General features: G+C 55.9%; 15 protein-coding genes. 11 read left to right on the top strand and 4 right to left on the bottom strand.

Annotation, left to right across the window (positions count from 1 at the left end):
- Positions 1-2 precede the first annotated feature (2 nt).
- Together Q0796_RS13405 and Q0796_RS13400 are read left to right on the top strand one after the other, a co-directional pair.
- The gene (locus Q0796_RS13405; protein ID WP_298444084.1) at positions 3-1,013 is read left to right on the top strand and encodes a DUF2804 domain-containing protein; all 1,011 of its coding nucleotides are present in this window, start codon (positions 3-5) and stop codon (positions 1,011-1,013) included.
- Positions 1,014-1,096: 83 nt separating this feature from the next.
- On the top strand, positions 1,097-1,588 hold the full coding sequence (locus tag Q0796_RS13400) for a type II secretion system protein (RefSeq protein WP_298444083.1): 492 nt from the start codon (positions 1,097-1,099) through the stop codon (positions 1,586-1,588).
- 139 nt (positions 1,589-1,727) lie between these two features.
- Here Q0796_RS13400 and Q0796_RS13395 read toward each other — a convergent pair whose 3' ends face one another.
- Positions 1,728-2,732, bottom strand: coding sequence for a zinc-binding alcohol dehydrogenase family protein (locus tag Q0796_RS13395; protein WP_298444082.1), 1,005 nt, complete (start codon positions 2,730-2,732; stop codon positions 1,728-1,730).
- A 97-nt stretch (positions 2,733-2,829) separates the two neighbouring features.
- On the opposite strand from Q0796_RS13395, the gene Q0796_RS13390 reads away from it, so the two are divergent.
- The 3 genes from Q0796_RS13390 to Q0796_RS13380 all read left to right on the top strand — a co-directional run bounded on the left by Q0796_RS13390 (position 2,830) and on the right by Q0796_RS13380 (position 6,664).
- Positions 2,830-3,741, top strand: coding sequence for a LysR family transcriptional regulator (locus Q0796_RS13390; RefSeq protein ID WP_298444081.1), 912 nt, complete (start codon positions 2,830-2,832; stop codon positions 3,739-3,741).
- Between the two features lie 178 nt (positions 3,742-3,919).
- Positions 3,920-5,848, top strand: coding sequence for a hypothetical protein (locus Q0796_RS13385; RefSeq protein ID WP_298444080.1), 1,929 nt, complete (start codon positions 3,920-3,922; stop codon positions 5,846-5,848).
- Between the two features lie 42 nt (positions 5,849-5,890).
- Positions 5,891-6,664, top strand: a complete 774-nt coding sequence (locus Q0796_RS13380; RefSeq protein WP_298444079.1) for a hypothetical protein — start codon at positions 5,891-5,893, stop codon at positions 6,662-6,664.
- A gap of 80 nt (positions 6,665-6,744) precedes the next feature.
- Here the strand turns inward: Q0796_RS13380 and Q0796_RS13375 are convergent, their stop codons facing one another.
- Positions 6,745-7,530, bottom strand: a complete 786-nt coding sequence (locus Q0796_RS13375) for a hypothetical protein (protein ID WP_298444078.1) — start codon at positions 7,528-7,530, stop codon at positions 6,745-6,747.
- A gap of 176 nt (positions 7,531-7,706) precedes the next feature.
- Between Q0796_RS13375 and Q0796_RS13370 the strand changes: the two genes are divergently transcribed.
- The 3 genes from Q0796_RS13370 to yghU all read left to right on the top strand — a co-directional run bounded on the left by Q0796_RS13370 (position 7,707) and on the right by yghU (position 10,045).
- Complete coding sequence (locus Q0796_RS13370) at positions 7,707-8,324, top strand: DUF3313 family protein (RefSeq protein ID WP_298444076.1); 618 nt, start codon at positions 7,707-7,709, stop codon at positions 8,322-8,324.
- An 82-nt stretch (positions 8,325-8,406) separates the two neighbouring features.
- Positions 8,407-8,949, top strand: coding sequence for a type II secretion system protein (locus tag Q0796_RS13365; protein ID WP_298444074.1), 543 nt, complete (start codon positions 8,407-8,409; stop codon positions 8,947-8,949).
- Between the two features lie 235 nt (positions 8,950-9,184).
- On the top strand, positions 9,185-10,045 hold the full coding sequence (gene yghU, locus Q0796_RS13360; protein ID WP_298444150.1) for a glutathione-dependent disulfide-bond oxidoreductase: 861 nt from the start codon (positions 9,185-9,187) through the stop codon (positions 10,043-10,045).
- Positions 10,046-10,334: 289 nt separating this feature from the next.
- Here the strand turns inward: yghU and Q0796_RS13355 are convergent, their stop codons facing one another.
- Both Q0796_RS13355 and Q0796_RS13350 read right to left on the bottom strand, forming a co-directional pair.
- A complete protein-coding gene (locus Q0796_RS13355) occupies positions 10,335-10,709 on the bottom strand; it encodes a hypothetical protein (protein WP_298444072.1) in 375 nt (124 codons plus the stop codon).
- 278 nt (positions 10,710-10,987) lie between these two features.
- Positions 10,988-12,259 (bottom strand): aromatic amino acid transport family protein, encoded by a 1,272-nt coding sequence (locus tag Q0796_RS13350; RefSeq protein WP_298444071.1) that lies wholly within the window; start codon positions 12,257-12,259, stop codon positions 10,988-10,990.
- Positions 12,260-12,641: 382 nt separating this feature from the next.
- Here Q0796_RS13350 and ilvA point away from each other — a divergent pair, with 382 nt between their 5' ends.
- The 3 genes from ilvA (at position 12,642) to Q0796_RS13335 (ending at position 15,668) form a co-directional block, all read left to right on the top strand.
- On the top strand, positions 12,642-13,844 hold the full coding sequence (ilvA, locus tag Q0796_RS13345; RefSeq protein ID WP_298444070.1) for a threonine ammonia-lyase: 1,203 nt from the start codon (positions 12,642-12,644) through the stop codon (positions 13,842-13,844).
- 212 nt (positions 13,845-14,056) lie between these two features.
- Positions 14,057-14,602, top strand: coding sequence for a GNAT family N-acetyltransferase (locus Q0796_RS13340; RefSeq protein ID WP_298444068.1), 546 nt, complete (start codon positions 14,057-14,059; stop codon positions 14,600-14,602).
- Positions 14,603-14,951: 349 nt separating this feature from the next.
- Positions 14,952-15,668, top strand: a complete 717-nt coding sequence (locus tag Q0796_RS13335) for an NAD(P)H-dependent oxidoreductase (RefSeq protein WP_298444067.1) — start codon at positions 14,952-14,954, stop codon at positions 15,666-15,668.
- Positions 15,669-16,145: the final 477 nt, after the last annotated feature.

The following is a 16,145-nucleotide window of genomic DNA, read 5'->3' as shown; positions in this document are numbered from 1 at the left end:
AAATGTCTCAGCCACTTATCGATGCCAACGGGCAGATCCGCTTTGGCCACTTTGGCGACAGCATCGAGCAGATCAACATCGGCGATTACCGCCACCGCACGCCAATGGGCGGCCACGCTTCGGCGCTGTCATCGTGGTTAGGCTACAAGCAATTTCAATACGTTGGGGTGCTGTCAGAGCAACTGCTGTTTGGCTGCGCCATTGCCCACCTGCGCCACACCGCCATCGCCTTTGTTTACCTGTATCAGCCCGGCAGCGGCATGTTGCTGGAAACCACCAAACGCGCGCCGTTCGGCGTGGGCGTGTCGTTAACCAACGACATTCGCAATGGCAGCAGCCAAGTGCGGCTGGGGGATCTGCACATCACCATTGGCCACCATCAACAGCGCAAGCGTTTAACCATCAGCCAAGGCCGTGCCTTGAATGTCGATCTGTGGTTTAGCGAGGCCGAGTTTGAGCCCCTTGGCCAGTGCAGCCGCATTGGTCGCAATGGCTGGGCTTATGCCCGTAAGGTGGCGGGGGTACGCTGCCACGGCCAGATCCAATGTGGCGCTCAGCAGTTTGACTTGGGTGCCCTTAACGCCTTTGCTCATCACGATTTCAGCGCCGGTTACATGCGCCGCGAAACCTTCTGGAACTGGGCCTGTTTGAGTGGTCAAAATCAAAACGGTGATCGGGTCGGCTTAAACCTGTCTTGCGGCGTTAACGAAACCAGCGTCAGTGAAAACGCGCTGTGGCGTAATGGCCAGCTGCTGCCGCTGCCGTTATGCCACTTTGATTACGATTGGGATCACCCGCTGCAACCGTGGCGGATCTACAGCGAAGATGGGGTGATTGAGCTGCAGTTTCAGCCCCAGGGCCAGCACACCGAACGGCTGAATCTGGGCTTTGCCGCCAGCGACTTTAAACAGATTTTTGGTCAATTTCGTGGCCGCATTCGCCAAGCCGATGGGCAGCTGATCAGCGTTGATGGTTTGTGGGGCTTTGTTGAGGATCAATACGCCAAATGGTAATGGCCAGTGTTTACAGCGAAGTGATTGCTGGCGCACCAATTTTATCCGTATGATTGGCCAGCATTCGTTTTTGTGAGGTAGCGATGAAACGCATACAACAAGGCTTTACCCTGATTGAACTGGTGGTGGTGATTGTGATTTTGGGGATCTTAGCGGCGGTGGCTGCCCCCAAGTTTATCGACATCAGTAGCGATGCCCATGTCGCCAAGCTCAATGCCATGGCTGGCAGCATGAAAAGCGCCAACGCCTTCATTCGCAGTAAGGCGATCATTGCCGGTAACGACAGTGGCGACAGCAGCGTGGTGGCGGATGGCACCACCATCAACACCACCGACGGTTATGTGGATCCGGTGGTCGCCGATGTGCTGGCGGCATTGGACGCCGACATCACCACCCTAACCAACATCAGCGACAACTTTAGCAGCGACTACGCCATTTGGCAGGCACCAGCAGCGACGGCTGGGGTGTACCTGCTTTCGCAGCCGGACACCAGCAGCAGCTTTGGCTGTATCTTCAATTACCGACTCGATGCCAGCAACAAGCCGGTTTATTCGGTTGATGGCAGCGGCTGCTAATCCGCACCACAGCCGCAACGATGTTCAGTGCTGCTTATGCCAAAGCGATTCAACCATGAACGGGTAAACAGCCGATAAAAACCGACAACGGGGACGCAGCGCGTCCCCGTTGTGGTTGCTGGCCCGCGTTCACTCGGCCTTAAAACCCCTCCAACACGATTTTGCCTATCGCTTGCTGCGCTTCGAGGCGCTGGTGGGCCTTAACCAGATTGGCGGCGTTAATGCGGCCAAAGTGCTCGCCGACGGTGGTGCGCAGTTCACCGGCGTCCACCAGCTCGGCCACCTGATTCAACAGCCGCTGCTGGGCGATCATATCCTCGGTTTGGAACATCGAACGGGTGTACATAAACTCCCAGTGCAGCGAGATGCTTTTCTGCTTCAGGGCGCGAATATCAAAGCTGGCCGGATCATCAATCAAGCCCAACTGACCTTGGGGTTTCAGCGCCTTCACGATTTCCGTTAGGTGATCGTCGCTGTTGGTTAAGCTGGCGACGTAATCCACCTGCTCGATGCCGATGGCGGCCAGCGCCTCACTCAACGGCTGGCGGTGGTTGATGATCTGATCCGCGCCTAACTCTCGCAGCCACTGCTGGCTCTCCTGCCTTGATGCGGTGCCAATCACCTCCAGCTGGGTCAGCTGCTTTGCCAACTGCACCAAGATCGAGCCAACCCCGCCCGCAGCGCCCACCACCAGCAGCTTTTGCGGCTTGTCGGTGGCGACCTTCAAGCGTTCAAACAGCAGCTCGTAGGCGGTGATGGCGGTCAGTGGCAGCGCGGCGGCTTCGGCAAAGCTGAGGCTTCGGGGCTTACGGCCAACGATGCGTTCATCCACCAGCTGATATTCCGCGTTGCTGCCAGAGCGAGTCAGATCCCCGGCGTAGTACACCTCGTCGCCCACCTTAACGTCGGTTACCTGTTCACCCACGGCGGTCACCACCCCCGCCGCATCCCAGCCCAGCACCTTGTACTGGCCATCTTCCGCGGCCACCCGCTGGCGAATTTTGGTGTCCACTGGGTTCACGGAAATGGCGTGCACCTGCACCAACAAGTCGCGACCGGTGGCGACCGGTGGCGGCAAGGTGATGTCGATAAGGGCATTGGGCAGATCAATGGCAAGGCTGTGTTGGTAACCAACGGCTTTCATGGGCGGCGCTCCTGTTCTGTGATGGCACCACTTTATTGCAAGTGTAATGATTGAAAAACTAGCCTTACCAAGAATCACTTTCAAACAGGGATTGATAATGAAAGCACTGCAAGATCTGCGGATCTTTGTTGAAACCGCGCGGCTGGGCAGCTTATCTGCGGCGGCACGGGCGTTGGGGCTGAGCCCTGCGGTCAGCAGCGCGGCGGTAAAGCGTTTAGAAGCCGAGCTGGGCCAGCCACTGTTGGTGCGATCGACCCGCCAGCTGCGCTTAACCCAGCAGGGCGAACGCTTTCTGGCCACCTGCCAACCGGCGCTGGATCTGTTGGACGATGGCTGTGCCGCCATCAGTAACGACAACATCACGCTGGCTGGGCAGGTGCAGCTGTCTGCGCCGTCGGATCTGGGCCGAAATTTACTGGATCCGTGGCTAAGTGAATTTCTGCAACTGCACCCGCAGTTAAGCCTGCGCTTGCACCTAAGCGACAGCTTGGTTGATCTGTATCGGCAACCGCTGGATCTGATGCTGCGCTACGGCACCCCAGCGGATTCCAGCTTGGTGGCGCTGCCACTGACCCAGCGTAATGTCCGCGTGCTGTGCGCGGCTCCCGCTTACCTCGCCCGCCACGGCAGCCCTGCTGCCCCGCAACAACTCAGCCAGCATAACTGCCTCTGTTTTGCCCTTGATGATGCGCCCTTTAGCGATTGGGTTATGCACAATGGCCGCGAGCAACTCAGCATTAAGGTGCAAGGCGATCGCATCGCCAACGACGGCGAGTTGGTGCATCGCTGGGCACGGCAAGGCCACGGCATCGCCTTTAAGTCGCTGGTCGACATCAGTGCCGATCTGCACAGCGGCGCCTTGGTGCGATTGTGCCCGTCATGGCACAGCCAAGCGGTGCCACTGAACCTGCTCTGCGCCAGCCGCCGTCAGCTCAACCCAACGGTGAAAGCACTGCAGCAATTTTTGGCGCAACGGCTGGCGCAAACGTTAGCGCCTTGGTTGCAGTAACGTTAACAATTCAATCCGCGTAAATTATGCAGACTTAAGCCCTCCAACATGTAAGAGATCTCACATAAAAACCTGAAAAACAAAGGTTTAACTTTGGCACCAAGATAACTATAGGTAACCTATTTTCTTTCGATAATTCACTGGCGCCCAATAGGACGTTAACAATTGAGAGAGTTACATGGCTTACGAACACGGATCGCTCGATCTAGGGATCCGCAATCCCTTTCGCTTTGAAGGCACAGTGCGTGCCATCCGCGGCACCATCACCTCGGTGCTGGGTTTACTGGTACTGCTGAGCGTCACCGACGCGGTGCAGCAGCATCAGATCTTTGGTTGGATCACCGCCTCGGTCGGCTTTGTGCTGCTCAGCAGCGGCTTGTGGACCTTAGGCTCTGGCTTGATGCAAACCTTGCGCTTCTTCGTGGGCCGCTCGGTGCCCACTTCGTTGGCATTCAACAACGCTAAATCCGAAGCGGACAGCGCCAAAGCGGAACAGAACGACGTCTCCTACGACGCAGGCCAGCTTGAGCAGATGCTGATTGGGCGTAAAAACCTGACCTTCACCGAGCCCAAAGGGTTGATCGCCCGTCTGATCCACACCCTGTTCCCCAAGCTGACCTTTGTGCCTTTCCCGATCCGCAATATGGCGCAACAGCTGACGGAAACGCTGGCGCAAACGGTGTTGGCCGTGGCCGTGTATGGCTTGGCCAGTTTTGTTTTAGCCAGCGGCTTAGCTGGCACCGAATACACCCCGCTGCTGCAGCCGGTGATCTCAACCCTGTTCCTGCTGTACCTGTTGCAGCTGTGGTTTAAGGCCGGTCGCCCCATCGCTCGCCAGCACACCACCGGTGCCCAAAATCGCGGCGCCGCTGGGATCGCGCGCACCTTAGTGTTGGCCGTTACCCTGCCGGTGGGGGCCAGCATGGCCTTGAACTGGTGGTTAACGGAAATGATGCGAGGCCGACCACTGCCGTTCCTGCAACCGCTGGAGCAGATGAACCGCAGCGAAGCCAGTGTTGCTGGCTTCTATGAAGCCATTAACCACAACGTCAGCAACGCCTTGTGGATTGGCGTAGTGGTGGCACTGGCCTTAATCGCTACCCTGGTGTTGACCCTGCTGATCAGCAACCGCTGTCGCCAAGCCAACCCCATCACCGAAGTGTCCGAACTGCGCGAAAACTGGCAGGAGTCGGTGCACCCACGGGAGATCTTCATCAACTTGGATTCGATGGTAATGGCCAACCGCCGTTACAAAGAGGTGCCCAACCGCATCTACCGCAGCCTGCAGCCGATGCTGAAAGAACAGTCCAACAGCAAAGGCGCCTTCTACGGCGAAACCATCCAAGAAACCCAACCGCGGGTGAAGCCAACCAGCTTCAGCGGCTTGCCGCAACTGCTGCGGATCAGCGGCACCGTAGTGGGGCAACTGTTTATGCTGGGGGCGGCGCTGCTGCTGTTTAGCCAATACGGCAAAGTGATTGAGCTGCTGTCGTTGGGGCTGCTTGATCAGCTGCCTAGAGCGAACAGCCGAGCCGCTGCCTTTGCCATTAGCACCGACGTTGGCGAGCAAGTGGCCAGCTTGATCAACGTCATCTTGGCCATCGTGGTGTGTGGCGTGTTTGGTCGCCTGCTGACCAACTTAGTGCACGTGTTCTGGAGTGAGTTCCAGTTTGAATCGCAGTTGATCTACTTCAAGTGTGAAGGCACCTACACCGAAAGCACCGTGTCTACCGGTAAGGGGATCTACGATTCAACCCAATCCGAGAACGTGATTGTGCGCTCCTCCATGACCCCATGGGTGGTCACAGCAACGGCGGTAACGTCCACCTTCGCTGGGGTGGGCAGCAACAACCTAGAGCAGCCGCGCCACTTGATGGAGCTGCACAGCAACGACACCGACATGGCCGGCATCATCAACGATCTGCGCGGTTACTTAGCGTCACGCCAGACCATCGCCAACCTCAATACCGAAGCCGACTTACAGGCTGCAGCGCAGATCCACCAGATGAACGATCAAAGCCGCAATGTGCCGCAACCCACTGGCAGTGAGCGTACCGCCGCGCTGGCGGGCGACACCCAGCAGAAACTTGATCACCAAGACGGTTAATTTTGATGGGGGCAACGGCCCCCTTTAACAACAGGAGTTGAGATGCAGTCGTTTGCCTTTCAGCACACCCTTTGCGGTAAAAATATCGACACCAAGCTGTTCACTTGCCACGGCAGTTACGCCGGCGGCCAAGTGGATACCCACACCACCACCACCGAAAAAAATGGCCGTACCGAAGTCAACACCGAACGCTTCGAAACCGTCAATGTACGCATGGACAACGGCAAGGTTCGTAGCGTGGTCAAAGATGGCACCGCCAACATCCCCAGCGCCAGCAACATCTCGCTGTTTTATTGCGAGAAGGGCGATTCTTACTACCCCTACGCCTTTTACGTTCACGACACGGAAAAGCTGCACTACCTCGGCAAGCGCGAGGTTAAACGCACTCGCAAAGCCCTACTGAATCGAGGGTTTTTCGGTACATTGTGGAGTTGGCTCATGGATTTAGTCAGCTACGCCGTGGGCGCCGGTGCCGCTTTCTTCGCGGCCACTTTCATTGCCAACTACTTCTACCTAGGAGAGGGGGTCTACTACGGCCTGATGGCGGTGCTGTTTTTGGTCTTTAGCCATTTGGCTTCCATGCTCACCACCCGCATCGGCGGTAACCGTCGCATCACCGGCCCGTTGGAAAACGCCTTGCAGCAAGCCACTTTTACCCAAGCGGAACGCAATGAAGCCCAATTAGGGCAAAGCAACCACCCGGGCGCGGCCAACGGCAGTGATAGCGGCGGTAGCATTGGTGGCGTCAGCGGCATTGGCCCCGACGCCAGCAGCAACAACGACGTCGATGAGCAAGGCTTCAAACCGATGATGTAAACGCCAGTGGTGGCGGTTGGCCGTTAACGACGGCCACGGCTGCCGAGCGTTGCCGTTGAGAAAAATAAGCGGTGCGGCGCTTAGCGATGCCGCACCCGTTCTTGATACAACTTATCCAGCGCCTCAGCGATGGACAGCTCCTCATCCTTATCCAGATAACGCTCAACCGAGTTAGTGACGTAACGCAGCGACTGCTGATGCTGCTTGGCAAAGGCGCTGCAAGCGGCCCGCAATTGGCGTCGATACAGCGCCTGCTGTTGCTGCTGTTGGTGGGCTAACACCACCGCTTCTAGGTTGTTGTCGTGATCCGCCAGCCCCTCAACCAACTTGGCTTGTTTGATCTGGTATTGCTTGCTCACCGCCACCAAAGCGCTTTTTAGATCATCAAAACGTTGCTCGAACACCATCACCGGCAACGGCTGCACCAGGCTGGCTGCCACCACGGCGCCATCCACTTCGTAACGAAAACCCGGGTAGTTACTGCGGCGATGGGATTCCTCCCCCAAGCGCAAGCCCGCGCCGATGCTGTGGGCAAAGCCGTAATCCAGCTCTGCCAGCTCCTCTTGGGTCCACTTTAGGTACACCGCAATCGGTTTGGCGTATTTGGCCGCCAACTTGGTGTGTACCCACTCCCGTCGCTGCTCTACCAAGCCCATGGCACAGCCTTTCAACAGCGTGTGGCACTCTTTGCAGCTGGGCACTTGCAGGTTGTCGGCACTGGCTTGGCGCACAAAAAACGACTGCCAATGGGCTCGGGGCGGGGCAAAATCCAATTCCGTTGCCACGCAGCCACAGTAAAAACAGGTATGAAAATCAGCGCCAGAAGCGGCACACAGCACGCGATAGCGCTGCTCAGGAGCGGTCATAAGCGTTAATAAAGCAACAAACAAAAGGGACGCAGATGTTAGCGCACCCAGATTGCGCTGTCTGCCGTGCTAGTGAGATCACAGATGTAAAAGCAGTCGCTGGTAATAATGGGTAAAGCGATTACACTGCCGCACATTAATTGTGCAATTGCTTGCCTGTTTGGTTACGAGGTTTTATGTCACGCCCCCTGCTTCCCCTTATGATTGCTGCTGCCGCGCTGGTGTTGTCTGGCTGCAGCGCCCGCAACGTGGCCGTGTCGCCATCAGCGGTGCCTGCCTCAATCCAAGGGCTAAAAGCCGACAACAGCCAGTTGCCACGGCGCATCTACCGCCGTGCGGGCTCGCCCGCGTTATCCCAATATCAGCGTTTTCATCTTGCCAGCATCAAGGTGCGCGATCCCCGCGTTGCCCCTGCGCTGCAGGCCAAGGTCGCGCAGCAGTTGCGCCAATCGCTCACCCACGCGCTAACCGAGCATGGCTTTCAACTGGTTGGCAGCAACAGCGCCAACGCCCTCGCCCTTGATGTGGTGTTGTCGGACATTAAAACCCCCAGTGCCGCCGCCAACATCACCGCCATCTTGGCGCCAGTGGTGCTGAGCGTGGGCGAAGTCACCATGACCGTTGAATTTCGCGACAGCAACAGCCAGCAGCTGAACGGCGTTGTGGTTGAACGCTTGCAAGGCTCTTACGGCCTTAACGACAGCCCATGGTCTACCGAAGCCGATGTACTTAACGGCTTGCACAACTGGGCCAATGGCTTTGCCCAAGCGGTCGCCGACGCCGCCAAGGCGTAACGGCCACCCCGGCACGGCTCGAGCCATTGCAGCATGCTCTCTGGAGATCCGGTGACCTAGGCCCCTTTTTGAATGCGGAGAAGTGGATTTGCACAACAAAGCGGAACAAGGGTTTACCCTAATCGAACTGGTGGTGGTGATCGTGATCCTGGGGATCTTGGCCGCCGCTGCTGCGCCGCGTTTTATCGACATCAGCAGTGACGCCAAAGCCAGTGTGCTGCAAGGGATCGCAGGCAGCATGCGCAGTGGCATGCAGATGGTGCACGCCAAGGCGATATTGGCACAGCAGCTGGGGGACGAGGGCTTAATCACCATTGATGGCGTTGATGTGCCGCTGCACAACGGCTACCCCCGCGCCCGTGGCGGCGACAGCTTCGCCGACATCAATCAACAGCTGTTAAGCTGGATTGAGCTCGACATGGTCGACCGCAATACCGCCAAGAAAAACCGCAATGCGGCGCAGTTCTTCTCGGATCGGGTCAAAAAAGCCAACACCTTCTATGTCTTCTTCACTGAAGATTACGACCAAAAAAACGCCAGCTTTGGCTGCCATGTCCGCTACCGCAATGATCCCAACGGCAGCGGCGACGCGCCGGTGGTGGAAGTGTTCGACAGCGACTGCTAATCCCAACCCATCAACGCCGCCTTTGCGGCGTTTTTTATGGCTTAGTTTCAATGACTTGTGGGCATTGCCTTGACGGAGGCACCAGGGATCGCAAAGGGCATTGTCCCTTGCCCACCACCGGGTGGCCCCGCCACTTCAAACGCCGCCGCATTAGATATAACCGTTCGGATCGAATTGGGTGGGGCAAACAGGATAGTATCAATCCCAGTGACCCCCTTATTGCCAAGGAACTTCGATCATGACCAGCTACACACCACCGCAAGTTTGGACTCACGATGCGGAAAACGGCGGTGCCTTTGCCAGCATCAACCGCCCCGTATCCGGTGCCACCCACGACAAAACCTTGCCCGTGGGCGAACACGGCTTGCAGCTCTATTCGATGGGCACCCCCAATGGCCAGAAGATCACCATCATGTTGGAAGAGTTGCTGGCCGCTGGCGTGGCTGCCGCCGACTACGACGCCCACCTGATCAAGATCATCGACGGCGATCAATTTGGCTCTGACTTTGTGGCGATCAACCCTAACTCCAAGATCCCCGCGCTGGTTGATCGCAGCGGCGACAGCCCGATTTCGGTGTTTGAATCCGGTGCCATCTTGCTCTATCTGGCCGAAAAGTTTGGCCAGTTCCTGCCAACGGATCCCGTCGCCCGCACCAGCGTGATGAACTGGATGTTCTGGCTGCATGGCTCCGCCCCCTATTTGGGCGGCGGCTTTGGCCACTTCTATCACTACGCCCCAGAGAAGTTTGAATACCCAATCAACCGCTTCACCATGGAGGTGAAACGCCAATTGGATGTGCTGGATCAGCAGTTGGCCAAGCACCCCTTTGTTGCCGGAGATGAATACAGCATCGCGGATATCGCCATTTGGCCGTGGTACGGCAACGTGGTGCTGAACAACGCCTACAACGCCGCCGAGTTCTTGGACGTTGCCAGCTACCAACACGTGCTGCGCTGGGCCGAGCAAGTGCAGGCCCGCCCGGCGGTACAGCGCGGCCGCATCGTCAATAAATTCTGGGGTGAGGAAGGCGAGCCGCAAGTGCCAGCGCGCCACAGCGCCGCAGACATCGACGCGGTGCTCGGCTCTGATGGTTAAGCCCGACGCTTCAGCCGAGGCATGAACAAAAGACACCGAAACCCAAGGGCGCTAAGCGCCCTTTTTGCTCTTCGAATGCAGGCAACGGCTCACTCACCGCACGGGTTCGATGACGCCTGCGGCTGATCGCACCGACTCGCTGGGGCTTAACGGCTGCTTTGGGGTAATGGTTTAGCGCAGGTGAATACCGTAGGTCACGTTCGCCGTTCTTTGGCGTAAGGTGACGCTCAGAGAACAACGGGTCACGGCCCACTCATCGTCCTCAATCCGATCTTCAATGCCGTTGGGATCAACGCGATGCTTGGCTTAAAGCCAAATCCAAATGCGCAATGATGTAGCCATATTCTTTCTCGGTTAACTGCTTCGCCTGATAACGCTTGGTGGCCAATTCGAACGTCCACGGCTTGCCATTGGGGCTAGGCGGGATCGATAAATCAAGGGTAAGCAGTGCTGCGTTAACCACGGTATGGCCCTGCGCTACCGCTTGCTGCGCACAGTAACTGAGGAAGTACTCAACCGCGTATTTATCCACGGCGGGTGCGCCAAAGTATTCGGTTTCACAAGCCGATTTGTGCACCCCTTCCGCCGTGATGTAATGCAACCGCCCTTGGGTGGTACAGGCGATCAGCAGCGATGCCACTAACAATGAAATCAATATCCGCAACGTGTCACTTCCTTATGGACAGGTTATTCCAGCAACTTACATTTTCCTTTGTTGCCCTTTGTTGCCCTTAGCAGGCGCATTATTTGCGCCCCATTCCACCCCTTGGGTTTCCCGCTCGGCAGATGGCTCAAAAGCGCAGAGTAACCAATGCGCTTTAACCGATGCAACCGCCGCAGCAAGCCAGGTTGTCAGCAACGGTAACCGCCACTTTGGCAAACGCCAGACATAAAAAAAGGGAGGCGATAATCGCCTCCCTCATGCTGTCTAGCGCTAACTCGTTACAGCATGTCGATCAGTACTGCCAAGATGGCACCGATACCGGTAACGGTAACGACCACGTTGGACACTTTGCCACGGTATTTCGCCATAGCTGGTACTTTGTTGATTGCGAACATCGGCACCAAGAACAGCATGGCGATGATGAACGGTGCACCCAGCGCTTCACACATGCCCAGTACAGATGGGTTGTAAACGGTGATTGCCCAAGTGCTCAGGTAGAAGAACAGCATCAAACCTTTGTCGAATTTCTTGGCATCGATGTTTTCTACTTTTTCTGGGCAGGCTTTACGCAGCAGACCAGACAGACCTTCTTTGGCGCCCAGCAGGTGGCCGAAGAAAGAAGAGAAGATAGCCAAGAACGCCACCAGTGGGCCAACAATGGCGATTACTGGGGAGCCGTGTACGTTAGCCAAGTAGCTCAGTACTGGCAGGTTTTGCTCTTTCGCTTCCAGCAGTTGTGCAGGGGTCAGAGACAATACACAGCTGAATACGAAGAACATTACGAAGATAACCAGCAGAATTGCGCCGCCTTTCAGGATGGCATCAGACTTAGCTTCAGCGTGTTCGCCGTGCTCGTTACGCTGTGCCTGTGCCATGTAAGACACTGCAGGGCTGTGGTTGAAAGAGAAGATCAGCATTGGCATGGCCATGAACACAACCAGCATGAAGTCACCAAATGCCGGTACTGCATCGGTAGACATCGCTTCCATAGACCAATCAGGGATCAGGTAAACAGAGAAGCCAAACAGAATCGCAATCAGAGGGTAAACCAGTGCTGCGGTAATCTTCAGCATCAGTTTTTGGCCCAGCATAATCACGCCAACCATCGCGGTGATCAATACACCAGACAGTAACCAACGCGGCCAAGCTTCCATCGCTAATTGGTTCACCATAAAGCTATCTACGGTGTTGGTAATTGCACTGCCGTAAATAAGTACCGGTGGGAAGAATGCAAAGAAGTATAAGAACGAAATAGCAATCGCCGACTTATTACCAAAGTGTTCAGTAACTACGTCCGCCAGTTCCGCATTAGGTTTACTAGAGGAAAGGATAAATCTACCTAATGCGCGGTGCGCCAAGTAAACCAGTGGGCCAATAATGATACCCATCAGGATCAGTGGCCAGAAACCTTCCAGTCCAGCGCGGATTGGCAGGAACAAAATACCAGCACCTACTGCGGTACCGAACATGGAAACAGACCAAACTAAGTCTTGTTTTGTGTACTTAGGTTTTGCGCCGGCTGTCACACCAGACGCTGCTTTATCGTTCATCATCTTGATCACTCTTGGTTGGTTATGCTGTCTTGCTATTTAAAGTACGGCCTTTTTGACTACCTCAAAAGAGATAGCGGTCACAAAACTAGAGTCGTTGCGTACAACGAAAGTCGTTCTCCCTCAGATAGTTGAGCTTCCGCAAAAATAACCCAGCAAATGAGACCATCCTCCCATGAACATCAGTCATGTGACCTCCCCTAAATGACATTAATAAAACTAATCCCAGCATTAAGTGAAATGTGAGCCATCAGCCATTTTTGTTGCCGTAACTTAGGTCATAGTGATTACAGATTCTTACTTAGCTATCGGCACCAAAACAGATATTAACTTGGTGTTACAGATATAAAGTTCATGTTCAGTTTATTTGGAGTTTTTCATTATGGTTTCTTTGGCCGATATCCAACGCGCAAGAAAACAGATCGCCGAGCACGTTACTAAGACCCCTTGTGTCTACTCCGAGAAACTGAGCCGAATTACCGGCTGTAAGGTCTACCTGAAGGCAGAAAACCGTCAGGTAACCGGTTCTTATAAAGTACGTGGCGCCATGAACCGCCTGCTTAACCTTAACGAAGAGCAAAAAGCCGCTGGGGTTGTTGCCGCTTCCGCCGGTAACCACGCTCAAGGCTTAAGCCGCGCCGCACAGATGCTGGGCATCAAGGCCGTTATCGTAATGCCAACCACCACCCCGCTGGCCAAAGTGGAAGGCACCAAGTCGTTTGGTGGCGAAGTGGTACTGCACGGTTACGGTTACGACGAGGCTTACCAGAAAGCGATTGAGCTGCAGCAAGAGCACGGCTACACCTTCGTACACGCCTTTGACGATCCAGACGTGATTGCCGGTCAAGGCACCATCGGTTTGGAACTGCTGGAGCAGGTGCCGGATCTGGATGCCGTTGTTGCGCCAATTGGCGGCGGCGGCGTGATCTCCGGGATCTCCTCTGCGGTTAAGGCCCTGAAGCCAGACGTACGCATTCTCGGCGTAGAAACCGAAAACCTGCCGGCCATGAAAGCCAGCTTAGCGGCCGGTAAAGTTACGCCTCTGCCAGCAGCCAAAACTCTGGCCGACGGGATCTCCGTATCGGTGGTTGGCAGCAACACCTTCGAAATTGCGAAGAAGTACGTAGAGAAAGTAGTAACCGTTGACGAAGAAGAGATCGCCAACGCCATCTTGTACCTTATGGAGCAAGAGAAAACCGTATCTGAAGGCGCTGGCGCCGTTGCGGTAGCGGCTCTGAAACACCACAAACTGGACGAACTGCAAGGCAAGACCGTGGTGGCGCTGATCAGCGGTGGCAACATCGACATGAACATGATCTCGCGCATCATCGAACGTGGCCTAGAGATGAATGGTCGTTTGTCTCGCCTGCGCTGCGTAATTGCGGATCGCCCTGGGTGCATCGCCAAGATCACCAAGTTGGTGGCGGATCACGGCGCCAACATCTTCGACCTATCCCAAAGCCGTCCGGCCAGCGATGTGGCCTTAGGCCAAGCTGAAGTTGACCTAACCATCGAAGCGCGCGGCAAAGACCACGTTGCTGAAATCGTGGCCAGCTTTAAGGAAAACAACATCCGCGTTATCTAACGTGCATGTAACCCGCCTCTGTTAAGTAAAGCGCCCAGCCATTCGGTTGGGCGTTTTGCTGTCTGCTGGCGCCTCATTCGACTTAACATCACGCCAGTCATTCCCACCGCAATTTCGCCACATCGCCTCACGATCCGCTGATCTGCTTCTATCATATTGCAACGCCATCGCCACTTAGGCAGATTAATTCCTCCAGCAGCTAAGGAGCAGCAATGGATTACTTCAGTCAGCACAGCGAGCGTCTGCGTTACCGTCCGGTCACCCTCGCCGACATCGTGCCGTGGCAAGCCTTCTTTGAAGACAACGACCGCATTCGCTTTTTGGGGATCCCACTCGAATGGACGCCACAGCAGATGGCAGAACAGTGGATCACCATTACCCTAGAGCGCTACCAAAGCACGGGGCTGGGTTATCTGGCCGTGCATCAACGCGATAACGGTGCCTTTATTGGCATGGTGGGCATTTTGCGCCGCGACGACATTAGCCCCAGCGCAGAATATGAGATCGCTTATTCGCTGCTGCCGCAATATCGCGGCCAAGGGTACGCCACCGAAATGGCACGGCAGATGCGCCACTACGGCGAACAACAGCTGCCCGCCAGCCGCTTTATCTCCATCATCCATGTCGATAATGTGGATTCGAAGCGGGTTGCCCGCAGCAACGGCATGACCGTCGCCTTCAGCACCGAATATAAGCAGATGCCGGTCGAGGTGTTTGCGGTTAACTGCACCGCCGACGAGCCGCTGTTAACCAAATAAACTCAGCGCCGCAGTGGCCGCCCAGCCGCGGCCACTGTGGCCATTTGTGACCCAAGTCACAGCCGTAAAATTAGCCTGATTAACCCCACCTTATCGTTCACCCTGCCTCGCACCATAGCCACAGCCCCTATTAACACTGGTTTTAAGCCGTTGCACCAGCCATTGCTGCCGCCCCATTACGGCCAACATTATGGAACCTTAAGTCCATAGTGATTGGGTGGTTATGCCCTATTGCGACCACAATGGCGCTGGTACACTTGCCGCCATTGAAAGTGATGCCTCGCATCCTCCCGTTTGCCACCGTGGCCGTGGCACACCGATCCTTTGACGCCGCAGCAGGAGCGTAGTTATGACCGCAACCCCCAAGACCGAGATCCAAGCCCAGAACATCGAAACCACCATTCTGGACGCATTCAATTTCCGTCACGCGACCAAGGTGTTTGATCCGGCGAAAAAAATCAGCGATGACCAGTTCAATGTGATTGTTGAAGCCGCGCGCCTGTCGCCAAGTTCATTTGGGTTTGAACCGTGGCAGCTGCTGGTGGTGCAATCGCCAGAGAAACGCGAGCTGTTCCGCGAATTCAGCTGGGGGGCAAACGGTGCCTTTAACGGCAGCGCCGGTCAGCTGGGTACCGCCAGCCACTTTTTGATCTTCTTGGCCCACACCGATATAAACCAGAAGCACAACAGCGATTACCAGCAGCGGTTTATGAAAGAGGTAAAACAGCTGCCGGATGACGTGATTGGCTTCATTAACCAAGCGTTCCAGAAGTTCCAACAGCAAGATTTCCACATTGAAGGTCAGCGCCAGATCACCGATTGGTCTGGCAAACAGGCTTACATTGCCCTAGGCAACGTCATGACCGCCGCCGCGCTGATGGGGATCGACTCCTGCCCAATCGAAGGCTTCGACATTGACCAAACTGAAGCGGTATTGGCCGAGCACTTTGGCATCGACACCAACGTCTACAAACCCGCAGTCATGGTGGCGCTGGGCTACCGCGCCAGCGAGCCGCAGTTCCCGAAAACCCGCCGCAGCCAAGCGCAAATGGTGAAGTACTACTAACGCCAACCGCGTTGCTGCACCGAGGTAAGAACCGCGCCCACATGGGCGCGTTTTTTATGGCCAAGGCAGTTCCGCAGAGTTAACCAAGCACCATCGGCACAGAGGCGCAAAGCCTCGGCATCAATACTGACCGACTGGGGACACCCATAACCCGTAAGTTTGATTCGCCGCAGGCGTAATCGAACAATGCCCGCCGTTGCGTATCCATAACCCGTAGGGTTGATTCGCCGCAGGCGTAATCGAACATTGCCCGCCGTTGCGTACCGGTTGAGGTTGGCACACCGGTGCCGTCACGTTACGCCAAACCGCGGCTAACGTGGCCTACCAAAGCTCGGGATCCCCATAACCCGTAAGTTTGATTAGCCGTAGGGTTGATTAGCCGCAGGCGTAATCGAACATTGGCCGCCGTTGCGTACCGGTTGAGGTTGGCACACCGGCGCTGTCACGTTACCCCAAACCGCGGCTAACGTGACCGAC

This window comes from uncultured Ferrimonas sp., assembly GCF_947489035.1.
GTDB lineage: Bacteria > Pseudomonadota > Gammaproteobacteria > Enterobacterales > Shewanellaceae > Ferrimonas.
This window is presented reverse-complemented; position numbering and strand designations above follow the sequence as displayed.